This window comes from Nocardiopsis sp. FR4 (assembly GCF_009830945.1).
Lineage (GTDB): Bacteria > Actinomycetota > Actinomycetes > Streptosporangiales > Streptosporangiaceae > Nocardiopsis.
The window spans coordinates 117,310-134,822 of record NZ_VWVV01000017.1; the positions used below are offsets into that span (position 1 = coordinate 117,310).

Annotated in this window: 12 protein-coding genes; 11 read left to right on the top strand and 1 reads right to left on the bottom strand. The window is 72.4% G+C overall.

What is annotated here, in order from left to right; all coding sequences use genetic code 11:
- Positions 1 to 156 precede the first annotated feature (156 nt).
- The 7 genes from trpB (at position 157) to FYW95_RS17345 (ending at position 7,855) form a co-directional block, all read left to right on the top strand.
- On the top strand, positions 157 to 1,374 hold the full coding sequence (gene trpB / locus FYW95_RS17315) for a tryptophan synthase subunit beta (protein ID WP_159942213.1): 1,218 nt from the start codon (positions 157 to 159) through the stop codon (positions 1,372 to 1,374).
- Entirely contained in the window at positions 1,374 to 2,192 is an 819-nt protein-coding gene (trpA, locus tag FYW95_RS17320; protein WP_159942212.1) for a tryptophan synthase subunit alpha, read from the top strand. Before trpB ends, trpA begins: the two co-directional genes overlap by 1 nt.
- 418 nt (positions 2,193 to 2,610) lie before the next feature.
- Positions 2,611 to 3,123: a MauE/DoxX family redox-associated membrane protein gene (locus FYW95_RS17325; protein WP_159942211.1), complete on the top strand. Its 513-nt coding sequence runs from the start codon at positions 2,611 to 2,613 to the stop codon at positions 3,121 to 3,123.
- Between the two features lie 45 nt (positions 3,124 to 3,168).
- Positions 3,169 to 4,149: a DsbA family protein gene (locus FYW95_RS17330; RefSeq protein ID WP_159942210.1), complete on the top strand. Its 981-nt coding sequence runs from the start codon at positions 3,169 to 3,171 to the stop codon at positions 4,147 to 4,149.
- Between the two features lie 48 nt (positions 4,150 to 4,197).
- Positions 4,198 to 5,310 carry a prolipoprotein diacylglyceryl transferase gene (gene lgt / locus FYW95_RS17335; RefSeq protein WP_159942209.1) on the top strand — a complete coding sequence of 371 codons (1,113 nt, stop codon included), beginning with the start codon at positions 4,198 to 4,200 and terminating at the stop codon, positions 5,308 to 5,310.
- Between the two features lie 119 nt (positions 5,311 to 5,429).
- On the top strand, positions 5,430 to 6,644 hold the full coding sequence (locus FYW95_RS17340; RefSeq protein WP_159942208.1) for a hypothetical protein: 1,215 nt from the start codon (positions 5,430 to 5,432) through the stop codon (positions 6,642 to 6,644).
- Positions 6,645 to 6,805: 161 nt separating this feature from the next.
- Positions 6,806 to 7,855, top strand: a complete 1,050-nt coding sequence (locus FYW95_RS17345; RefSeq protein ID WP_159942207.1) for a hypothetical protein — start codon at positions 6,806 to 6,808, stop codon at positions 7,853 to 7,855.
- Positions 7,856 to 7,885: 30 nt separating this feature from the next.
- On the opposite strand, the gene FYW95_RS17350 is transcribed toward FYW95_RS17345, so the two are convergent.
- Positions 7,886 to 9,571: a bis-aminopropyl spermidine synthase family protein gene (locus FYW95_RS17350; protein WP_159942206.1), complete on the bottom strand. Its 1,686-nt coding sequence runs from the start codon at positions 9,569 to 9,571 to the stop codon at positions 7,886 to 7,888.
- A gap of 568 nt (positions 9,572 to 10,139) precedes the next feature.
- Here FYW95_RS17350 and gltB point away from each other — a divergent pair.
- The 4 genes from gltB to FYW95_RS17370 all read left to right on the top strand — a co-directional run bounded on the left by gltB (position 10,140) and on the right by FYW95_RS17370 (position 17,322).
- Complete coding sequence (gene gltB, locus FYW95_RS17355) at positions 10,140 to 14,693, top strand: glutamate synthase large subunit (RefSeq protein ID WP_159942205.1); 4,554 nt, start codon at positions 10,140 to 10,142, stop codon at positions 14,691 to 14,693.
- Between the two features lie 31 nt (positions 14,694 to 14,724).
- The gene (locus tag FYW95_RS17360; protein ID WP_160050560.1) at positions 14,725 to 16,179 is read left to right on the top strand and encodes a glutamate synthase subunit beta; all 1,455 of its coding nucleotides are present in this window, start codon (positions 14,725 to 14,727) and stop codon (positions 16,177 to 16,179) included.
- Positions 16,180 to 16,483: 304 nt separating this feature from the next.
- Positions 16,484 to 16,912 carry a DUF2784 domain-containing protein gene (locus tag FYW95_RS17365; RefSeq protein ID WP_159942203.1) on the top strand — a complete coding sequence of 143 codons (429 nt, stop codon included), beginning with the start codon at positions 16,484 to 16,486 and terminating at the stop codon, positions 16,910 to 16,912.
- 26 nt (positions 16,913 to 16,938) lie between these two features.
- Positions 16,939 to 17,322 carry a DUF2784 domain-containing protein gene (locus FYW95_RS17370; protein WP_159942202.1) on the top strand — a complete coding sequence of 128 codons (384 nt, stop codon included), beginning with the start codon at positions 16,939 to 16,941 and terminating at the stop codon, positions 17,320 to 17,322.
- Positions 17,323 to 17,513 lie beyond the last annotated feature (191 nt).

The following is a 17,513-nucleotide window of genomic DNA, read 5'->3' on the forward strand; positions in this document are numbered from 1 at the left end:
ACCCGCGGGACTGAGCCGCGGGTTCCCGACGCCGCGTTGACCCACAGCCAGAACGCGCCGCCGCGGCCGGCGGCGCACACCACGGTCGGCGCGCGGAACCCCTGCGGCGCCCGGCCCGGGGGAGCCCCGCGGTCGGCCCCGTCAGGAGAGCTTCCCATGAGCCACGACCAACCACTGCCCGACGCCCACGGGCACTACGGCCGCTTCGGCGGCAGGTTCGCCCCCGAGGCACTCATCGCCGCCCTCGACGAGGTCGCCGCCGAGTGGGACAAGGCCCGGCAGGACCCCCGCTTCCAGACCGAACTCGCCGAGCTCCTCAAGGACTACACCGGGCGGCCCAGCCCCCTGAGCGAGGCCCGCAACTTCTCGGAGCACTGCGGCGGCGCCCGCGTCCTGCTCAAGCGCGAGGACCTCAACCACACCGGCTCGCACAAGATCAACAACGTGCTCGGCCAGGCCCTGCTCACCAAGCGCATGGGCAAGACCCGCGTCATCGCCGAGACCGGCGCCGGACAGCACGGCGTGGCCACCGCCACCGCCTGCGCCCTGCTCGGCCTGGACTGCGTCATCTACATGGGGGAGGAGGACACCCGCCGCCAAGCCCTCAACGTCGCCCGCATGCGCATGCTCGGCGCCGAGGTCGTCCCCGTCACCATCGGCAGCCGCACCCTCAAGGACGCCATCAACGAGGCCTTCCGCGACTGGGTGGCCAACGTCGACCACACCCACTACCTGTTCGGCACCGTCGCGGGCCCGCACCCCTTCCCCAAGCTCGTGCGCGACCTGCACTTCGTCGTCGGCCAGGAGGCCCGCGAACAGGTCCTGGAGCGCACCGGCCGCCTCCCCGACGCGGTGGCCGCCTGCGTGGGCGGCGGCTCCAACGCCATGGCGATCTTCGCCGCCTTCATCCCCGACCAGGACGTGGCCCTGTACGGCTTCGAGGCCGGGGGGGAGGGAGCCCAGACCACCCGCACCGCCGCCTCCATCACGGCGGGCAGCCCCGGCGTCTTCCACGGGGCGCGCACCTTCGTGCTCCAGGACGAGTACGGGCAGACCCTGCCCAGCCACTCCATCTCGGCCGGGCTCGACTACCCCGCGGTGGGCCCCGAGCACGCCCACCTCGCCGACACCGGCCGCGCCACCTATGAGCCGGTCACCGACGCCGAGGCCATGGAGGCCTTCCGGCTGCTGTGCCGCACCGAGGGCATCATCCCGGCCATCGAGAGCGCGCACGCCCTGGCGGGCGCCCGCAAGCTCGGCGAGCGCCTGGGCCCCGACGCCGTCATCCTGGTGAACCTCTCCGGGCGCGGCGACAAGGACGTAGACACCGCGGCCGCCTACTTCGGCCTCGTGGACCCGGAGGGACAGGCCTGATGACCGCCACCGCACTGCAGACCACGCTGGCCGCCGCCCGCGACGCCGGCCGGGCCGCCCTCATCGGCTACCTGCCCGCCGGGTTCCCCGACGTGGAGTCCTCGATCCGCGTCATCGAGGCCATGGTGGAGGGGGGCTGCGACGTCATCGAGGTCGGCCTGCCCTACTCCGACCCCATGATGGACGGCCCCACCATCCAGCGCGCCGCCGACCGGGCCCTGGAGTCCGGCACCACCACCGACGACGTGTTCCGCGTGGTGGAGGCCACCGCCGCCACCGGCGCCGCCGCCGTGGTCATGTCCTACTGGAACCCCATCGAGCGCTACGGCGTGGAACGCTTCGCCGCCGGACTGGCCAAGGCGGGCGGGGCCGGGGCCATCACCCCCGACCTCATCCCCGAGGAGGCCGAGGAGTGGGTGGCCGCCTCCACCGCCCACGGGCTGGACCGGATCTTCCTGGTCGCGCCCTCCTCCACCGACCGGCGCCTGGCCCTGACCACAGGGGCCTGCAGCGGCTTCGTGTACGCGGCCTCGCTCATGGGGGTCACCGGCACCCGCACCCAGGTCGCCGACACCGCCGCCACCCTCGTGCGGCGCACCCGCGAGGTGACCCGCGGCTCCGGGCTGCCCGTCTGCGTGGGACTGGGCATCTCCACCGGCGCCCAGGCCGCCGAGGTCGCCGCCTACGCCGACGGGGTCATCGTCGGCGCCGGGTTCTGCCAGCGCGTCCTGGACGCACCCGACCTGGAGACCGGCCTGACCGCGGTGCGCTCCTTCGCCCAGGAGCTGGCCGAGGGGGTGCGCTCGGGCCGCGGCTGAGCCCCGCCCGAACCCCGCCGGGGGGGGGGGGGGCCCCCCCCCCCCGGGGGCGCCCCCCCCCCCCCCGCCCCCCCCCCCCCCCCCCCCCCCCCCCCCGCCTCCCGTTCGCCCTCCCGTCGCCCGAACCGGGCCCGACGGCCCCCTCCCCCCACCCCCTCGCCCCGGTCAAGGACCGGGTTAAAAGCGTGAGAATCGGGTGAGAGCGGCCCCGCGAGACCCCTCCAACGCCCCCGCGGAGGCGGTCGCGGTGGTGTGATGGAAGTGCCCGCCCACCGCGGGACACCAACCGGTTCACCCTCCTGTCCGAACCCAGCGTCACGCGGTAGGCACAGCCAGTAGGATCTGATCCGACGCGCAGAGTCATAAGGCGAGCACCGAAAGCGACACGCCGCCCCCTACCTCCTCGAAGGCACACGTGATGGACACACCCGACGACACCCTCGCCCCGGAGACCGGCCGCGCATCCCGGTGGGACGCCGTCCAGCCCTGGCTGACCCTCGCCTGCCGGGTCGGACTGGCCGCGGTGCTCATCACCGCCGCCGTCTCCAAGTACCCCCCCGCCCTCTCCGTCCAGGCGGTCGAGGCCTACGACCTCTTCCCGCCCGAGGTCGCCCAGCTCATCGGCTACACCCTGCCCCTGTTCGAACTGGCCCTGGCCGTCCTGCTCCTGGCCGGGCTCGCCACCCGCTACGCCGGCGCCGTCAGCGCCCTGCTCATGGTCGCCTTCATCGCCGGAATCGCCTCGGCCGTGGCCCGCGGCCTGAGCATCGACTGCGGCTGCTTCGGCGGCGGCGGCCAGGTCGAACCGGGGGAGACCACCTACGGCCTCTCCATCACCCGCGACATCGCCTTCGCGGCCATGGGCGCCCTCATCGCGGTGTGGCCCCGCTCCCCCCTGACCCTCGACCGCGCCCTCGGCCTGTTCCGGTGACCCCGGGACAGGGACAACGTATCCAGCAGCAGAACAGGGAAAAGCATGGGTAGTGAAGCGCGCAGGCGCTCCCGGGAACGCCTCAAGGAACAGCGGCGGAAGGAGAAGCGGGCCGCCAAACGCAACAGGACCCTCATGGTCCTGACAGCCGCCGCCCTCGTCGTGGTGGCCATCGTCGGCATCGGCTACCTCGCCCTGAGCGCCGACCGCAAGAGCGCGGCCTACGACGGCGCCCTCGCGCCCCGCGCCCTCCAGGAGGACGGCAGCGTCGTCATGGCCCAGCCCGACGCCCAGGCGCCCGTGGTGGAGGTCTACGCCGACTACCAGTGCCCCGCCTGCCGCCAGTTCGAACTCCTCAACGGCGACGTGCTCAAGGAGAACGCCGCCGACGGCCGGGCCATCGTCCACTACCGGCCGGTGAGCATCTTCGCCCAACAGCAGGTGCCCGTCAGCAGCAACTCCCTGCGCGCCGGGGCCGCCGCCCGCGCCGCCGCCGACCACGACCGCTTCGTCGAGTACAACGACCTCCTGTTCGAGAACCAGCCCACCGAGGGCAAGGAGGGCTTCACCACCGACGAGCTCAAGGACTGGTTCGCCGACACCGACCCCACCGAGGCCCAGCAGGAACAGTTCGACCAGCGCCTGGACCAGGAGGCCGCCGTGGTCACCCGGTTCACCGAGGAGTACCTGCCCGCCCTGACCGAGGACGCCATGGAGCAGATCGGCCAGGAGACCCTCGGCACCATGGTCCTCACCGACCTGCTCGCCTGGGGCGCCGACCACGGCCACGACCCCTCCTTCCTGGAGGGCACCTACACGGGCCAGATCATCGAGGCCACGGGGAACGCCTACACTCGCTACAGCGGAGACAACGCGTTCCGCGGCACGCCTTCCGTCTACATCAACGGCGAGTTGCTCGACAACAACAGCGCCATGACCGCACGGGGCCTCAACGAGGCGATCGCCTCGGCCGAGCCCGGTGAGGTCGACACCGAGCCGGTGAGCGACGGGGGTGGTGCGGAGTAGCACCGACAAGACACCCCCCGCACGCGGGGCGAACCCGAGAGCAGACCAGTGACATCGTCGACAGCTTCCGAGGGCGCGGTCGAGTTCGGCCGCGCCCTCGCGGCCATCCCCAGCCCGCAGGTCAACTCCATCCCCGTCGGGCCGCTGCAGATCCACTTCTACGCGCTGTGCATCCTCGCCGGGGTCATCGTCGCGGTCCTGTGGAGCGAGCGCCGCTGGGCCGCCATGGGCGGTGAGAAGGGCACCATCATGGACATGGCCGTGTGGGCCGTGATCCTGGGCCTGATCGGCGGTCGCCTCTACCACGTCATCAGCGACGCCCAGCTCTACTTCGCCGAGGGCCGCGAACCCATCCGCGCCCTGTACGTCTGGGAGGGCGGCCTGGGCATCTGGGGCGCCATCCCCCTGGGCGCCCTGGGCGTGTGGCTGGTGGCGCGCAGGCGCGGCCTGTCCATGTCCAAACTCTCCTTCGCCATCGCCCCCACCATCCCCCTCGCCCAGGCCATCGGCCGCTGGGGCAACTACTTCAACCAGGAGCTGTTCGGCCGCCCCACCGACCTGCCCTGGGCCGTGGAGATCAGCCCCTACCCCGAGGGCCACCTGCGCCCCGGCATGGAACTGGGCGTGAGCACCTACCACCCCACCTTCCTCTACGAGTCCCTGTGGTGCCTGCTGCTGGCGGTGCTGCTGGCCTGGGCCGGACGCCGCTACGAGCACGCCCTGGGCGGCGGACGCCTCTTCGCCCTCTACGTCATGGGCTACTGCGTCGGCCGCTTCTGGATCGAGTACCTGCGCGTGGACCCCGCCAACGACTTCCTGGGCCTGCGCCTGAACAACTGGACCTCCGTCCTGGTCTTCCTCGGCGCGCTGGCCTACTTCCTGTGGGCCGGCCGCCGCCTGGACTCCTTCTCCACCAACGTCGTCCCGCACGGTCACGACGCCGGAACCCAGGTGTTCGGTCCCACAACCGAGGGTGAGACAGCCGACGACGGCACCGTCTACAGCGCCGTGGACGCCGAAGAGGTGCGTACCGGGACGAAGAATCCCAGCTCGGAGGAGGCGGGGACGGAATACCATCCCAGCCCTGAGCGATCTAGTACCGAGGGCTCGACCGCGAGGGACGCCGGAGAGGGTGACGACTCCGGGGCGAGGCCCGAGTAGACACAGGCAAGCCGCGTGAACCGGCCATGTCCGGACACGTGTCCGGCCGTGCCCGGACCACGTGTCCGGGCCTCCCTGTACCTTCCGAGCAGACCACGGGTTGACGATTGAGAAAGACCGTGAGCACAGCTGAGTCCGGTTACGGCCGCAGGGCGCGGCGCGGCGGATCCCGCCGGGCCGACAACGCCCACGACCGAGCCGAGGACCACGGCCGAGACCAGTACGAGGACGGCTACGACCCCGAGGAGGACTTCTCCGCGGAGTACGGCCACACCCACACCGAGCCCGTCGGGGACCCCGAGCCGGACTACGACGACTACGCGGACGACCGCGCCGGGGACGACCCCGCCGACGGGGCCGAGGACACCGGGGCCGACACCGGCGGACGCGGATCGCGCCGCAGGCGCGCCGGACGCGGATCCGGCTCCTCCCGCCGACGCGGCGGCAGCAGACGCGCCGGAGCCACCAGGGTCTCGGCCTTCTCCGCCGCCGCGATCAAGAGGGTGTCGGTCCTGGGCGACCGCCCCAACCAGATCGTGTACACCCTCGCCGAGCAGAGCAAGCGCAAGCGCGGAACCGCCCTGCTGGGCGTGCTGCTCGGCGCGTTCAGCATCGCCCTGGTCGTGCTGCTGGGGCTGCTGTCCTACCAGCTCTTCGCCGGACCCGGCGGCACCGTCGCCGGCGGCGACGAGGCGGTCGTGGCACCGCCCGAGGGGCACAGCACCCTCACCCCGGAGCTGTACCTGTCCGAGCCCAACCGCGAGGACGTCTTCGGTCCCATCGGGGAGCGCCCCGCGGACGCCGAGCCGATGTCGGAGGACACCGTGTTCGGCTCGGTCGAGGAGATCGGCCTGGACGACATGAAGCTGGAACTGCGCCAGGGCACGGTCACCGACTCCTGCACCTCCCTGGTGTGGGGCCAGGACCTGGGCCAGAGCCTCATCGACGCCAACTGCGTCCAGGCCGCCTCGGGCCTGTACACCGACGCCGACGAGAAGTACGTCGCGCAGTTCACCCTGTTCGACCTGGCCAACGCCGAGGCGGCCGCCGAGGTCGAGCGGGCGCTGGACCCCGCCAACGCCGAGAACGGCGCCGGGTTCCTGCTCACCCAGACCGGTGAGGAGGTCCCCGGCCTGCAGGACGGCTACAGCCAGGCCAACGCCCAGGTCATGGGCCACTACCTGGCCGTGTACTGGGTGGCCGAGACCGACGGCTCCCCGCCCGGGGACAACACCGACATGGCGACCCTGAGCGTGGCCGCCATGAACGCCTCCCGCTACGTCTACGAGGAGGTCGTGGCGGCGGAGCAGGCCGCGGAGCAGAACGGGCAGTAGCCCGGTCCGGCCCCGTCACGGGCCCCGATAGGATCTCGGACAGATCGGCCCGCCCGCAGGGCCGCACCACCGGCGGCTCCGAGCCGGTCCGCCGTGCGAACGCAACCGGTCCGGCCCACCCCTGGGGTGGGCCGGACCGCATTCGAGGAAAGGTCCACTCGGTGTCCCCTTCTGAACCGTCGGCGTCCGGACCCGCGGGACGTCGGAGGAAGAGCAGTGAGTCCGACGGCCTCCCCGCGGGGCGCTCCCCCCAGACGGGCGGGCGCCGCCGGACCGGCGGGCGCAGGAAGAAGGAGCCCAGGCGCTTCGGCCCCCTGATCGCGATCCTGGCGGGGGCGCTGGCCGTCGCCCTGGTCGTCCTGGGCGTGGTGCTGTACACGCAGCTGGGCCAGGAGGAGGGCGGCGGACAGGCCGCCCAGCAGACCCGGCCGGTCGTCTACCGGACCATCGACACCGGGGGCATGAACGAGGTCCTGGCCACCCGCGAGGCCGACAGCCGACCCCTCAACGAGGGCGAGCTGTTCGGCTCCCGCAACGCCGAGATCTCCAGCCAGAGCATCGACTTCACCCTGCGCGACTCCGAACTGACCGAGGACTGCGCCGCCGCCGTGTGGGGGCAGGCCGTGCGCACCGCCCTGGAGGAGGCCGACTGCACCCAGGCCGGGCGCGCCACCTACGTCTCCGACAACTACTTCGGCGTCGCGGCCGTGTTCAACCTGGCCGACGTCGAGGCCAGCCGGGCCCTGGCCGGGGCCCTGGCCGAACCGGAGGACGAGGAGGGCGAGGCCACCGGGCCCGACCCCGGCTTCGTGCTCGCCCCCTCGGGCGAGGACCCCTTCGACCGCCTGGGGCAGGGCTACAGCGCCAGCGACGCCATCGTCAGCGGCCACTACCTGGTCGTGGTGTGGGTCCAGCCCACCGACTCCGAGTCGGTGGAGGACCGGGTCAGCCTCTCCGGGCCGCTCGTGGCCCTGGCCAACGTCCGCGACCCGCTCTACCGGCGCATGGTCCAGCTCGACGGCTCCGACTCCGCCACCGAACCCGAGCAGACCACCGGCGAGGCCCCGGCCGACGGGACGGGCACGGGGGAGACCGGTACGGGGGAGACCGGTACGGGGGAGACGGGCACCGACACCACCGGCACGGGGCAGACCGGTGACGTGGGCGCGGGCACCGGCGGAACCGGCGCGGGGGAGACCGGCACCGGCTGACCCCCGCCGCCGACGTTTCCGGGCCGCCCGCTACACCGGGGCCTGGGCCGCCGCGAGCAGGTCCGCGGCCACCTCCCGCAGCTCACCGAACCGGTGCTCGGGCAGGTCCAACAGGGTGTGCCCGGACGCCCACCACGGCGCCGCCGCCACCGCCTGGCGCGCGGTGCGCTTGTTGATCGGGCTCTCCCGCCACGCCGCGACCTCCACCAGACCGGTCCGCAGCGTCGCGGTGAGCCTTCCGTGCGCCCGCTCCTGCACGTGCGTCAGCAGCCGCTCCACCGCCGAGTCCGGCTCCGGCCCCCGGGCCAGCCGCACCGCCGTCAGGTCGGGCGCACCGAACCCGCGCAGGAACCGCACCCCGAACCGCGGCTCCACCAGAGCCCGCAACCGCCGCTGGCCCGCCCCGTCGCGCACCCACGCCGACGAGGAGGGCACCAGCACGTACACCTCCTCCCCGGGGGCGGCCAGCGCGGCGCGCGCCGCCAACCGCTCCCACCCGCCGGTGAGGTTGACCACCGCGCACCCGCCGCCCGAGGGCGCCCCCATCCACGTCGACAGGCGCACCCGGCCCGACTCCGCCACCTCCCGGGGCCAGGCGCCCACCAGGGTCAGGTCCGCCCCGCCGCCCCGCTCCCGGTCCTCCCGGTCCCGGGCCACCCGCTCCAGGGCGGCGCGGGCACGGTCGGCGTCCAACCCGCCCCGGGCCTCCTTGGCGTTGGCTCCCTGGCTGTAGACCCGGGCCGCCTCCTCCGTGCCGCCGGGCAGCGTGCGCGCCAGGGGCCGCAGCACGTACAGGTCCGAGGCCGCGCCGATCGACTCCGCCCCGTGGTAGCGGTTGAAGTCCGGCCACACCGCCTCCACCAGCAGGTCCATCCGCACCAACCGCGCCTGGGTGGCCGCCGCCAACCGCGGCGTGGTCTCACTGGCTCCGTAGGCCACCAGCACCCGCCCCCGGCGCGGATCGGACATCCCCTCCACCCCGCGCCGCACGAACAGCTCCACCCCCTCCGGGGTGTACGGCGGGTCGGTGAACACCACGTCCGCGCAGCCGCGCACCGCCTGCGGCAACCCCAGGCGCAGGTCCGCCGCGTGGGTGCGCACCGCCAACCCCAGCGAGGAGGCGAGGGCGTCGACGTGGGCCAGGACGCGCTCGTCCACGTCCACCACCTCCGCGCGCGACCCCGGACTCACCAGGGTCAGCGCCACCGAGGTCAGGTCGTGGTCGCCCACGCACAGCACCGTCCGGTCGCGCAGGTCGAACCGGGTCGACAGCAGCAGCGCGCGGCGCAGCGCCGTCTCCGCGGTCGCCGCCACGTGGTCCAGGTCCAGGTCCGACGACGGCCCCTCCGCCACGGCACGCACCAGCTCCGCCATGGCCCGGGCGTGCCGGGGCACCAGGTGGGCCACCGGGTCGGCCAGCTCCTCGGCGGCCGCCCCTCCGTACTCCGCGGGCCGCAGCAGCCGCACCCGGCTCTGCCCGCCCGCCTCCTCCCGAGCCGCCTCACCGGACTCGATGAGCGCCCTGACCAGCTCACCCACCAGGGCGTGCGCCACACCGCTCTCCCGCACCAGGTCGCGTGCGGACCACCACCGCCCGTCCGACAGCAGGGCCAGCACCCGGCGCAACCGGGGGGCGTCCACGCCGTGCTCGTGCAACAACCGGAACGCGGGCTCGGGAAGGGGCGGGCCGCTCGGGCCCGCGGAAGTCGGATGCATGGACCGATCGTCCCACGCGCACGGGGGTGGCCGCGGACCGGTCACACGGCAGGTCGCGGACCGATGAGGGGCATATCACTCAGCAGAGGACTCCCACCCCCCTTGGGGGCGGGCGTAACACCGGGGTAATGTGGGCCGCGGTACGTCACGTCCGCATGCCCGACGTGGCACACCCGACCCCGAGAACGGTCCCGCGGCCACCTCGGGATGTTTAGCGGGCCTCCCCCGTGGAAACACCGGCTAGGCCAGCCCTCATCGGGGACACCCGGGAGGGACCGTGCCGCATCCCGGCGGCGCACCCGAGGCCAACGGCGCACCGCGGCGCCACATGGTCTAGACCTGCGATTACCGTCGCGGCTGGACCAGCATGTATAAGGGAACCCACCCGTCACGGGCACCCATCCGCCACCGGCGACCACGAGGACGTGGCCGCACCGCGGGAACGGACCGGGGCACCCCTGACGGGTACCGCCGCACACGCGGCACCACAACTCCATCCGCACGCAGCAGGGCCAACGTCGTCCCACATGCGCTTTTCACGAAGCCGACAAAGACGACAGGAGGGTAGATGCCTGCTGGCCAGGTGCGGCGTTCGTCCGTCCGAACGAACGCGGAAACCACTTCCCAGGGCCTGTACGACCCCGCTTTCGAGCACGACGCCTGCGGTGTGGGCTTCGTCGCCGACCTCACTGGACGTCGCAGCCACTCCATTGTCGAGAAGGCGCTCACCGTACTGCGCAACCTCGACCACCGGGGCGCCTCCGGGGCCGACCCCGACGACGGCGACGGCGCGGGCATCCTCACCCAGGTCCCGCACGAGCTCTACGCCGAGGTCTGCGACTTCACCCTCCCCGACGCCGGCGCCTACGCCACCGGCATCGCCTTCCTGCCCGCCGACGCGGCCGAGCGCGCCACCGCCGTCGAGCGCATCAACGCCATCGTCGCCGACGAGGGCCTGACCCTCCTCGGCTGGCGCGACCTGCCCTTCGAGCCCCGCTACAGCGGCCCCGCCGCCCGCGAGGCCATGCCCTACTTCGGGCAGCTCTTCATCACCGGCACCCCCGGCACCGCCACCGAGGGCCTCACCGGCATCGAGCTCGAACGCCACGCCTACTGCGTCCGCAAGCGCGCCGAGCACGAGACCGACGTCTACTTCCCGAGCCTGTCCCCGCGCACCATCGCCTACAAGGGCATGCTCACCACCCCGCAGCTGGAGCCGTTCTTCCCCGACCTGTCCGACCGGCGCTACACCTCCGGCCTGGCCCTGGTCCACTCCCGCTTCTCCACCAACACCTTCCCGTCCTGGCCCCTGGCCCACCCGTTCCGCTACGTCGCCCACAACGGTGAGATCAACACCGTCAAGGGCAACCGGAACATGATGCGCGCCCGCGAGGCCAAGCTCGCCAGCGAGCTCATCCCCGGCGACCTCGACCGGATCTTCCCCATCGTCGACCCCGACGACTCCGACACCGCCTCCTTCGACGACGCCCTCGAACTGCTCCACCTGGGCGGGCGCTCGCTGCCGCACGCGGTGCTCATGATGATCCCCGAGCCCTGGGAGAACCACACCGAGATGGACCCGGCCGTCCGGGCCTTCTACGAGTACCACTCCACCCTCATGGAGCCCTGGGACGGCCCCGCCTCGGTGTCCTTCACCGACGGCACCCTCGTCGGCGCGGTCCTGGACCGCAACGGCCTGCGCCCCGGCCGCTACTGGGTCACCGAGGACGGCCTCGTCGTCCTCGCCAGCGAGGCCGGCGTCCTGGACATCGACCCCGCCACCATCGTGCGCAAGGGCCGCCTGCAGCCCGGCCGCATCTTCGTCGTCGACACCGCCCAGGGGCGGATCATCGAGGACGAGGAGATCAAGGCCGAACTCGCCGCCGAACACCCCTACCAGGAGTGGATCGACTCCGGCGTCCTGCGCCTGGCCGACCTGCCCCGGGCCCAGCCCACCCCGGTCACCGAGCTCCACCGCACCCAGCAGGTGTTCGGCTACACCGAGGAGGAGCTGCGCGTCATCCTCACACCCATGGCCCGCACCGGCGCCGAACCCATCGGCTCCATGGGCACCGACACCCCGGTGGCCGCGCTCTCCGACCGCTCCCGGCAGCTCTTCGACTACTTCTCGCAGAACTTCGCCCAGGTCACCAACCCGCCCCTGGACGCCATCCGCGAGGAGATGGTCACCAGCCTGGCCACCCTCCTGGGCGCCGAGCACAACATCCTCGACGCCGCACCCGGCGACACCCAGCGCCTCGTCCTGCCCACCCCGGTCGTCGACCAGGCCGAACTCGCCGCCATCGTCGCCGCGGGCCAGGGCAACCCCGCGCTCAGGACCTTCACCGTGGACGGCACCTACCCCGTCGACGGCGGCGGCACCGCCCTGTCCGAGCGCCTCGAGCAGATCAACACCGAGGTCTCCGCCGCCATCGCCGACGGCGCCCACATCCTCGTCCTCAGCGACCGCCGCGCCGACGCGACCCGGGCACCCATCCCGTCGCTGCTGCTCACCGGCTCCGTCCACCACCACCTCGTCCGCGAGAAGACCCGCACCGAGGTCGGCCTCCTCATCGAGGCCGCCGACGTCCGCGAATGCCACCACGTCGCCCTGCTCCTGGGGTACGGCGCCTCCGCCGTCAACCCCTACCTGGCGCTGGCCACCGTACGCGACCTCGTCGAACGCGGCACCATCGGCGGCATCGACCCCGACCAGGCCGTACGCAACACCGTCAAGGCCTTCGGCAAGGGCGTCCTCAAGGTCATGTCCAAGATCGGCGTGTCCACGGTCAGCTCCTACACCGGAGCCCAGATCTTCGAGGCCCTCGGCCTGGGCCAGGAGGTCATCGACCGCTGCTTCACCGGCACCACCTCCCGCCTCGGCGGCGTCGGCTTCGACGTCCTCGCCGAAGAGGTCGCCATCCGCCACCGCCGCGCCCACACCGACAACCCCAACGCCCACCGGCGCCTGGAGGTCGGCGGCGAGTACCAGTGGCGCCGCGAGGGCGAACCCCACCTGTTCAACCCCGAGACCGTCTTCAAGCTCCAGCACTCCACCCGCACCCGCAGGTACGAGATCTTCAAGGAGTACACCTCCAAGGTCGACGACCAGGCCGAGAAGCTCATGACCCTGCGCGGCCTGTTCCGCCTCAAGGAGGGCGTGCGCGAACCGGTCCCGATCGAGGAGGTCGAGCCCGTCTCGGAGATCGTCAAGCGCTTCTCCACCGGCGCCATGTCCTACGGCTCCATCTCCGCCGAGGCCCACGAGACCCTCGCCATCGCGATGAACCGCCTCGGCGGCAAGTCCAACACCGGCGAGGGCGGTGAGGACCCCGACCGCTTCACCCCCGACGCCAACGGGGACCTGCGGCGCAGCGCCATCAAGCAGGTCGCCTCCGGCCGCTTCGGCGTCACCTCGCACTACCTCACCAACGCCGACGACATCCAGATCAAGATGGCCCAGGGCGCCAAGCCCGGCGAGGGCGGTCAGCTGCCCGGCCACAAGGTCTACCCGTGGGTCGCCCAGACCCGCCACTCCACCCCCGGCGTCGGGCTCATCTCCCCGCCGCCCCACCACGACATCTACTCCATCGAGGACCTCGCCCAGCTCATCCACGACCTCAAGAACGCCAACCCGTCCGCACGGGTCCACGTCAAGCTGGTCTCCGAGGCGGGCGTGGGCACCGTCGCCGCCGGCGTCTCCAAGGCCCACGCCGACGTCGTCCTCATCTCCGGCCACGACGGAGGCACCGGCGCCTCGCCGCTGACCTCCCTCAAGCACGCGGGCACCCCCTGGGAACTCGGCCTCGCCGAAACCCAGCAGACCCTGCTGCTCAACGGCCTGCGCGACCGCATCGTCGTCCAGGCCGACGGCCAGATGAAGACCGGACGCGACGTCGTCATCGCCGCCCTGCTCGGCGCCGAGGAGTACGGCTTCGCCACCGCACCCCTCGTCGTCTCCGGCTGCGTCATGATGCGCGTCTGCCACCTCGACACCTGCCCCGTCGGCGTCGCCACCCAGAATCCCGTCCTGCGCGAACGGTTCTCCGGCCAGGCCGACCACGTCGTGAACTTCTTCGAGTTCATCGCCCAGGAGGTCCGCGAGTACCTCGCCCAGCTCGGCTTTCGCAGCCTCGACGAGGCCATCGGCGCCGTCGAACTCCTCGACACCACCGACGCCGTCGACCACTGGAAGGCCCAGGGCCTGGACCTGTCGCCGATCCTGCACGAGGTCGAGCCCTGGGCGGGCGACCACCGCACCTGCCAGCGCACCCAGGACCACGGCCTGGAGAAGGCCCTGGACAACACCCTCATCCAGCTCAGCGAGGGAGCCCTGGACTTCGGCCAGCCCGTCCGCCTCGACCTGCCCGTACGCAACGTCAACCGCACCGTCGGCACCATGCTCGGCCACGAGGTCACCAAGCGCTACGGCGCCGACGGACTGCCCGACAACACCATCGACGTCTCCTTCACCGGATCCGCCGGCCAGTCCTTCGGCGCGTTCGTCCCCAGGGGCATCACCCTGCGCCTGTCCGGCGACGCCAACGACTACGTCGGCAAGGGCCTGTCCGGCGGACGCGTCATCGTCCGACCCGACACCGCCTCCACGCTGACCGCCGAAGAACACATCATCGCCGGCAACGTCATCGGCTACGGAGCCACCTCCGGCGAGATCTTCCTCCGCGGTGTCGTAGGCGAACGCTTCTGCGTCCGCAACTCCGGCGCCCTGGCCGTCGTCGAGGGCATCGGCGACCACGGCTGCGAGTACATGACCGGCGGCCGCGCCGTCATCCTCGGCCGCACCGGCCGCAACTTCGCGGCCGGCATGTCCGGAGGCATCGCCTACGTCCTGGACCTGGACGCCGCCCGCGTCAACGGCGAGATGGTCGACATCGAGGACCTCACCGACGAGGACCGCGCGTTCCTCACCGACGTCCTCACCCGCCACCACGCCGAGACCGGATCGGCCGTCGCCGAACGCCTCCTCGCCCAGGACGGCGGACTCGACCGCATCGCCAAGGTCATGCCGCGCGACTACAAGCGCGTCCTGCTCGCCCAGGCCGAAGCCGAGCGCGAGGGCCGCGACGTCAACGAGGCCGTCATGGCCTCCGCGCAGTCCTGAGCGTCAGCGAACACGAAAGGAGGAAGAACACATGGCTGACCCCAAGGGTTTCCTGAAGATCACCGAACGCGAACTGCCCCAGCGCCGCCCGGTGGACGTACGCATCCAGGACTGGCGCGAGGTCTACGAGGACTTCGACCGGGGAACCGTCACCAAGCAGGCCTCGCGCTGCATGGACTGCGGCATCCCCTTCTGCCACAACGGCTGCCCGCTCGGCAACCTCATCCCCGAGTGGAACCACCTCGTCCACAGCCACGACTGGGCCGAGGCCATCGAACGCCTGCACGCCACCAACAACTTCCCGGAGTTCACCGGACGGCTCTGCCCCGCCCCGTGCGAGTCCGCGTGCGTGCTCGGCATCAACCAGCCCGCCGTCACCATCAAGAACGTCGAGGTCTCCATCATCGACCGCGCGTGGGAGGAGGGCTGGGTCAAGCCCCTGCCCCCCGCCACCCGCACCGGCAAGAAGGTCGCCGTCGTCGGCTCCGGCCCCGCCGGACTCGCCGCCGCCCAGCAGCTCACCCGCGCCGGACACGACGTCACCGTCTACGAACGCGCCGACCGCATCGGCGGGCTGCTCCGCTACGGCATCCCCGAGTTCAAGATGGAGAAGCGGCACATCGACCGCCGCCTCGCCCAGATGAGCGCCGAGGGCACCACCTTCCGCACCGGCGTCAACGTCGGCGTCGACCTCACCGTCGACCAGCTGCGCGCCGACCACGACGCCGTCGTCCTCACCGGCGGCGCCACCGCCTGGCGCGACCTGCCCGCCAAGGGCCGCGAACTCAACGGCATCCACCAGGCCATGGAGTACCTGCCCCTGGCCAACCGGGTCCAGGAAGGCGACTACGACACCCCGGCCATCACCGCCGAGGGCAAGCACGTCGTCGTCATCGGCGGCGGCGACACCGGCGCCGACTGCGTCGGCACCGCCCACCGCCAGGGCGCCGCCTCGGTCACCCAGCTGGAGATCATGCCCAAGCCGCCCGCCAAGCGGCCCGACAGCCAGCCCTGGCCGACCATGCCCATGCTCTACAAGGTCACCAGCGCACACGAGGAGGGCGGCAAGCGGATCTACTCCGTCAACACCCTCGAGTTCCTCGACGACGGCCAGGGCAACGTCCGCGCCCTCAAGCTCGTCGACGTCAAGCGCACCGACAAGGGCTTCGAACCCGTCGAGGGCACCGAACGCGAGATCCCCGCCGACCTCGTCACCCTCGCCATGGGCTTCGTCGGCCCCCAGAAGGAGGGCATGATCGAGCAGCTCGGCGTCGAACTCGACGGACGCGGCAACGTCGTCCGCGACGCCGACTACCAGACCACCGTCGAGGGCGTCTTCTGCGCCGGAGACATGGGACGCGGCCAGTCCCTCATCGTCTGGGCCATCGCCGAGGGCCGCTCCGCCGCCGCCGGAGTCGACCGCTACCTCACCCAGGACACCACCCTGCCGGTCACCATCCCGCCCACCGCCCGCCCCCTCGTCTAGGGGAGCGGCACACCGGGCACACCACGGCGCCGGGCACGGGGAGCACCCCCGCGCCCGGCGCCGCACCATGTCCACCACCGCGCCCCGTCCACCACAGGCCCCACCACGGGCAACCGAGCCCGGCAGACCCACCACCCCGACCCCGACAGGCCGCGGCGTCGCCCTCCCGTGACCCCACCGTGCCGGGCACTCCACCTCCCACCGCCACAATGAACACCACCGGCCGCCCCACGGCGGCCTCCGCCGACCCACCCCCCGCCCCCGGGTCCCCGCACCCCCACCACCGACCCCCGGGACAGGCGACATGCTCTACCGCCTCATCGGCGACACCGCCATGGTCATCCACCTGGCCTTCGTCCTCTACGTGGCCCTGGGCGGGTTCCTCGCCTGGAAGTGGCCCCGCACCTTCCGGGCCCACCTCGGCTGCGCCCTCTACGGCCTGGCCATCAGCGTCATCGGCTGGACCTGCCCCCTCACCCGCGTCGAGACCTGGGGCCGCACCCGCGCCGGACAGGCCGGACTCCCCGACGAGGGCTTCATCGACCACTACCTCACCGGCGTCGTCTACCCCGCCGACCACCTCGTCACCGTCCAGGTCGGCGTCGGCGCCGTCATCGTCCTGTCCTGGATCGGCCTGGCCCTGCTCACCCTCCGCCGCCGACGCACGCCCCCCACCCCGCCCGACCGGACCCGCCCCGCGCACGGAGCCGAACCCGCCGGGCCCAGCACCTAGCCGCGACCACCGCCTAGACTGCGACCATGGGGTACCGCCTCATCGCCGACGCCGCCGTGGTCATCCACCTGGCCTTCGTCCTCTACGTGGCCCTGGGCGGGTTCCTCGCCTGGAAGTGGCCCCGCACCTTCCGGGCCCACCTCGGCTGCGCCCTCTACGGCCTCGGCATCACCCTCATCGGCTGGCCCTGCCCCCTCACCCACGTCGAACACTGGGCCCGCGTGCAGGCCGGGCAGGACGGACTGCCCCCCGAGGGCTTCATCGACCACTACCTCACCGGCGTCGTCTACCCCGCCGAACACCTGCTCACCGTGCAACTCGCCGTCACCGCCCTCGTCCTGGCCTCCTGGACCGGACTCCTCCTGCGCATCCGCAGAAACAGGCGCACCACGACCGCGAACCACGCGTAAAGATCCCGAATGGATTCGACAGCCAGCCCTGACCCCGTCCCGCGCCCGGACGTACCGTCGAAGACATGGTGTGTCCTGGAAGCTGTGTCAGGCCAGCGGGTGGAAGTCCCGTCCGGGTAAGCGCCGGAGCGCCCGGTAGCAGGCCCCAGCCGTGCGGGGAGACCCGTCCGGCCGAGCGGGGTGTCAAAGGC

Excerpts from the sequence above, each read along its gene's own strand:
- trpB (WP_159942213.1), top strand. The coding sequence starts at position 157 with ATGAGCCACGACCAACCACTGCCCGACGCCCACGGGCACTACGGCCGC.
- trpA (WP_159942212.1), top strand. The coding sequence starts at position 1,374 with ATGACCGCCACCGCACTGCAGACCACGCTGGCCGCCGCCCGCGACGCC.
- FYW95_RS17325 (WP_159942211.1), top strand. The coding sequence starts at position 2,611 with ATGGACACACCCGACGACACCCTCGCCCCGGAGACCGGCCGCGCATCC.
- FYW95_RS17330 (WP_159942210.1), top strand. The coding sequence starts at position 3,169 with ATGGGTAGTGAAGCGCGCAGGCGCTCCCGGGAACGCCTCAAGGAACAG.
- FYW95_RS17350 (WP_159942206.1), bottom strand. The coding sequence starts at position 9,571 with ATGCATCCGACTTCCGCGGGCCCGAGCGGCCCGCCCCTTCCCGAGCCC.
- gltB (WP_159942205.1), top strand. The coding sequence starts at position 10,140 with ATGCCTGCTGGCCAGGTGCGGCGTTCGTCCGTCCGAACGAACGCGGAA.
- FYW95_RS17360 (WP_160050560.1), top strand. The coding sequence starts at position 14,725 with ATGGCTGACCCCAAGGGTTTCCTGAAGATCACCGAACGCGAACTGCCC.
- FYW95_RS17365 (WP_159942203.1), top strand. The coding sequence starts at position 16,484 with ATGCTCTACCGCCTCATCGGCGACACCGCCATGGTCATCCACCTGGCC.
- FYW95_RS17370 (WP_159942202.1), top strand. The coding sequence starts at position 16,939 with ATGGGGTACCGCCTCATCGCCGACGCCGCCGTGGTCATCCACCTGGCC.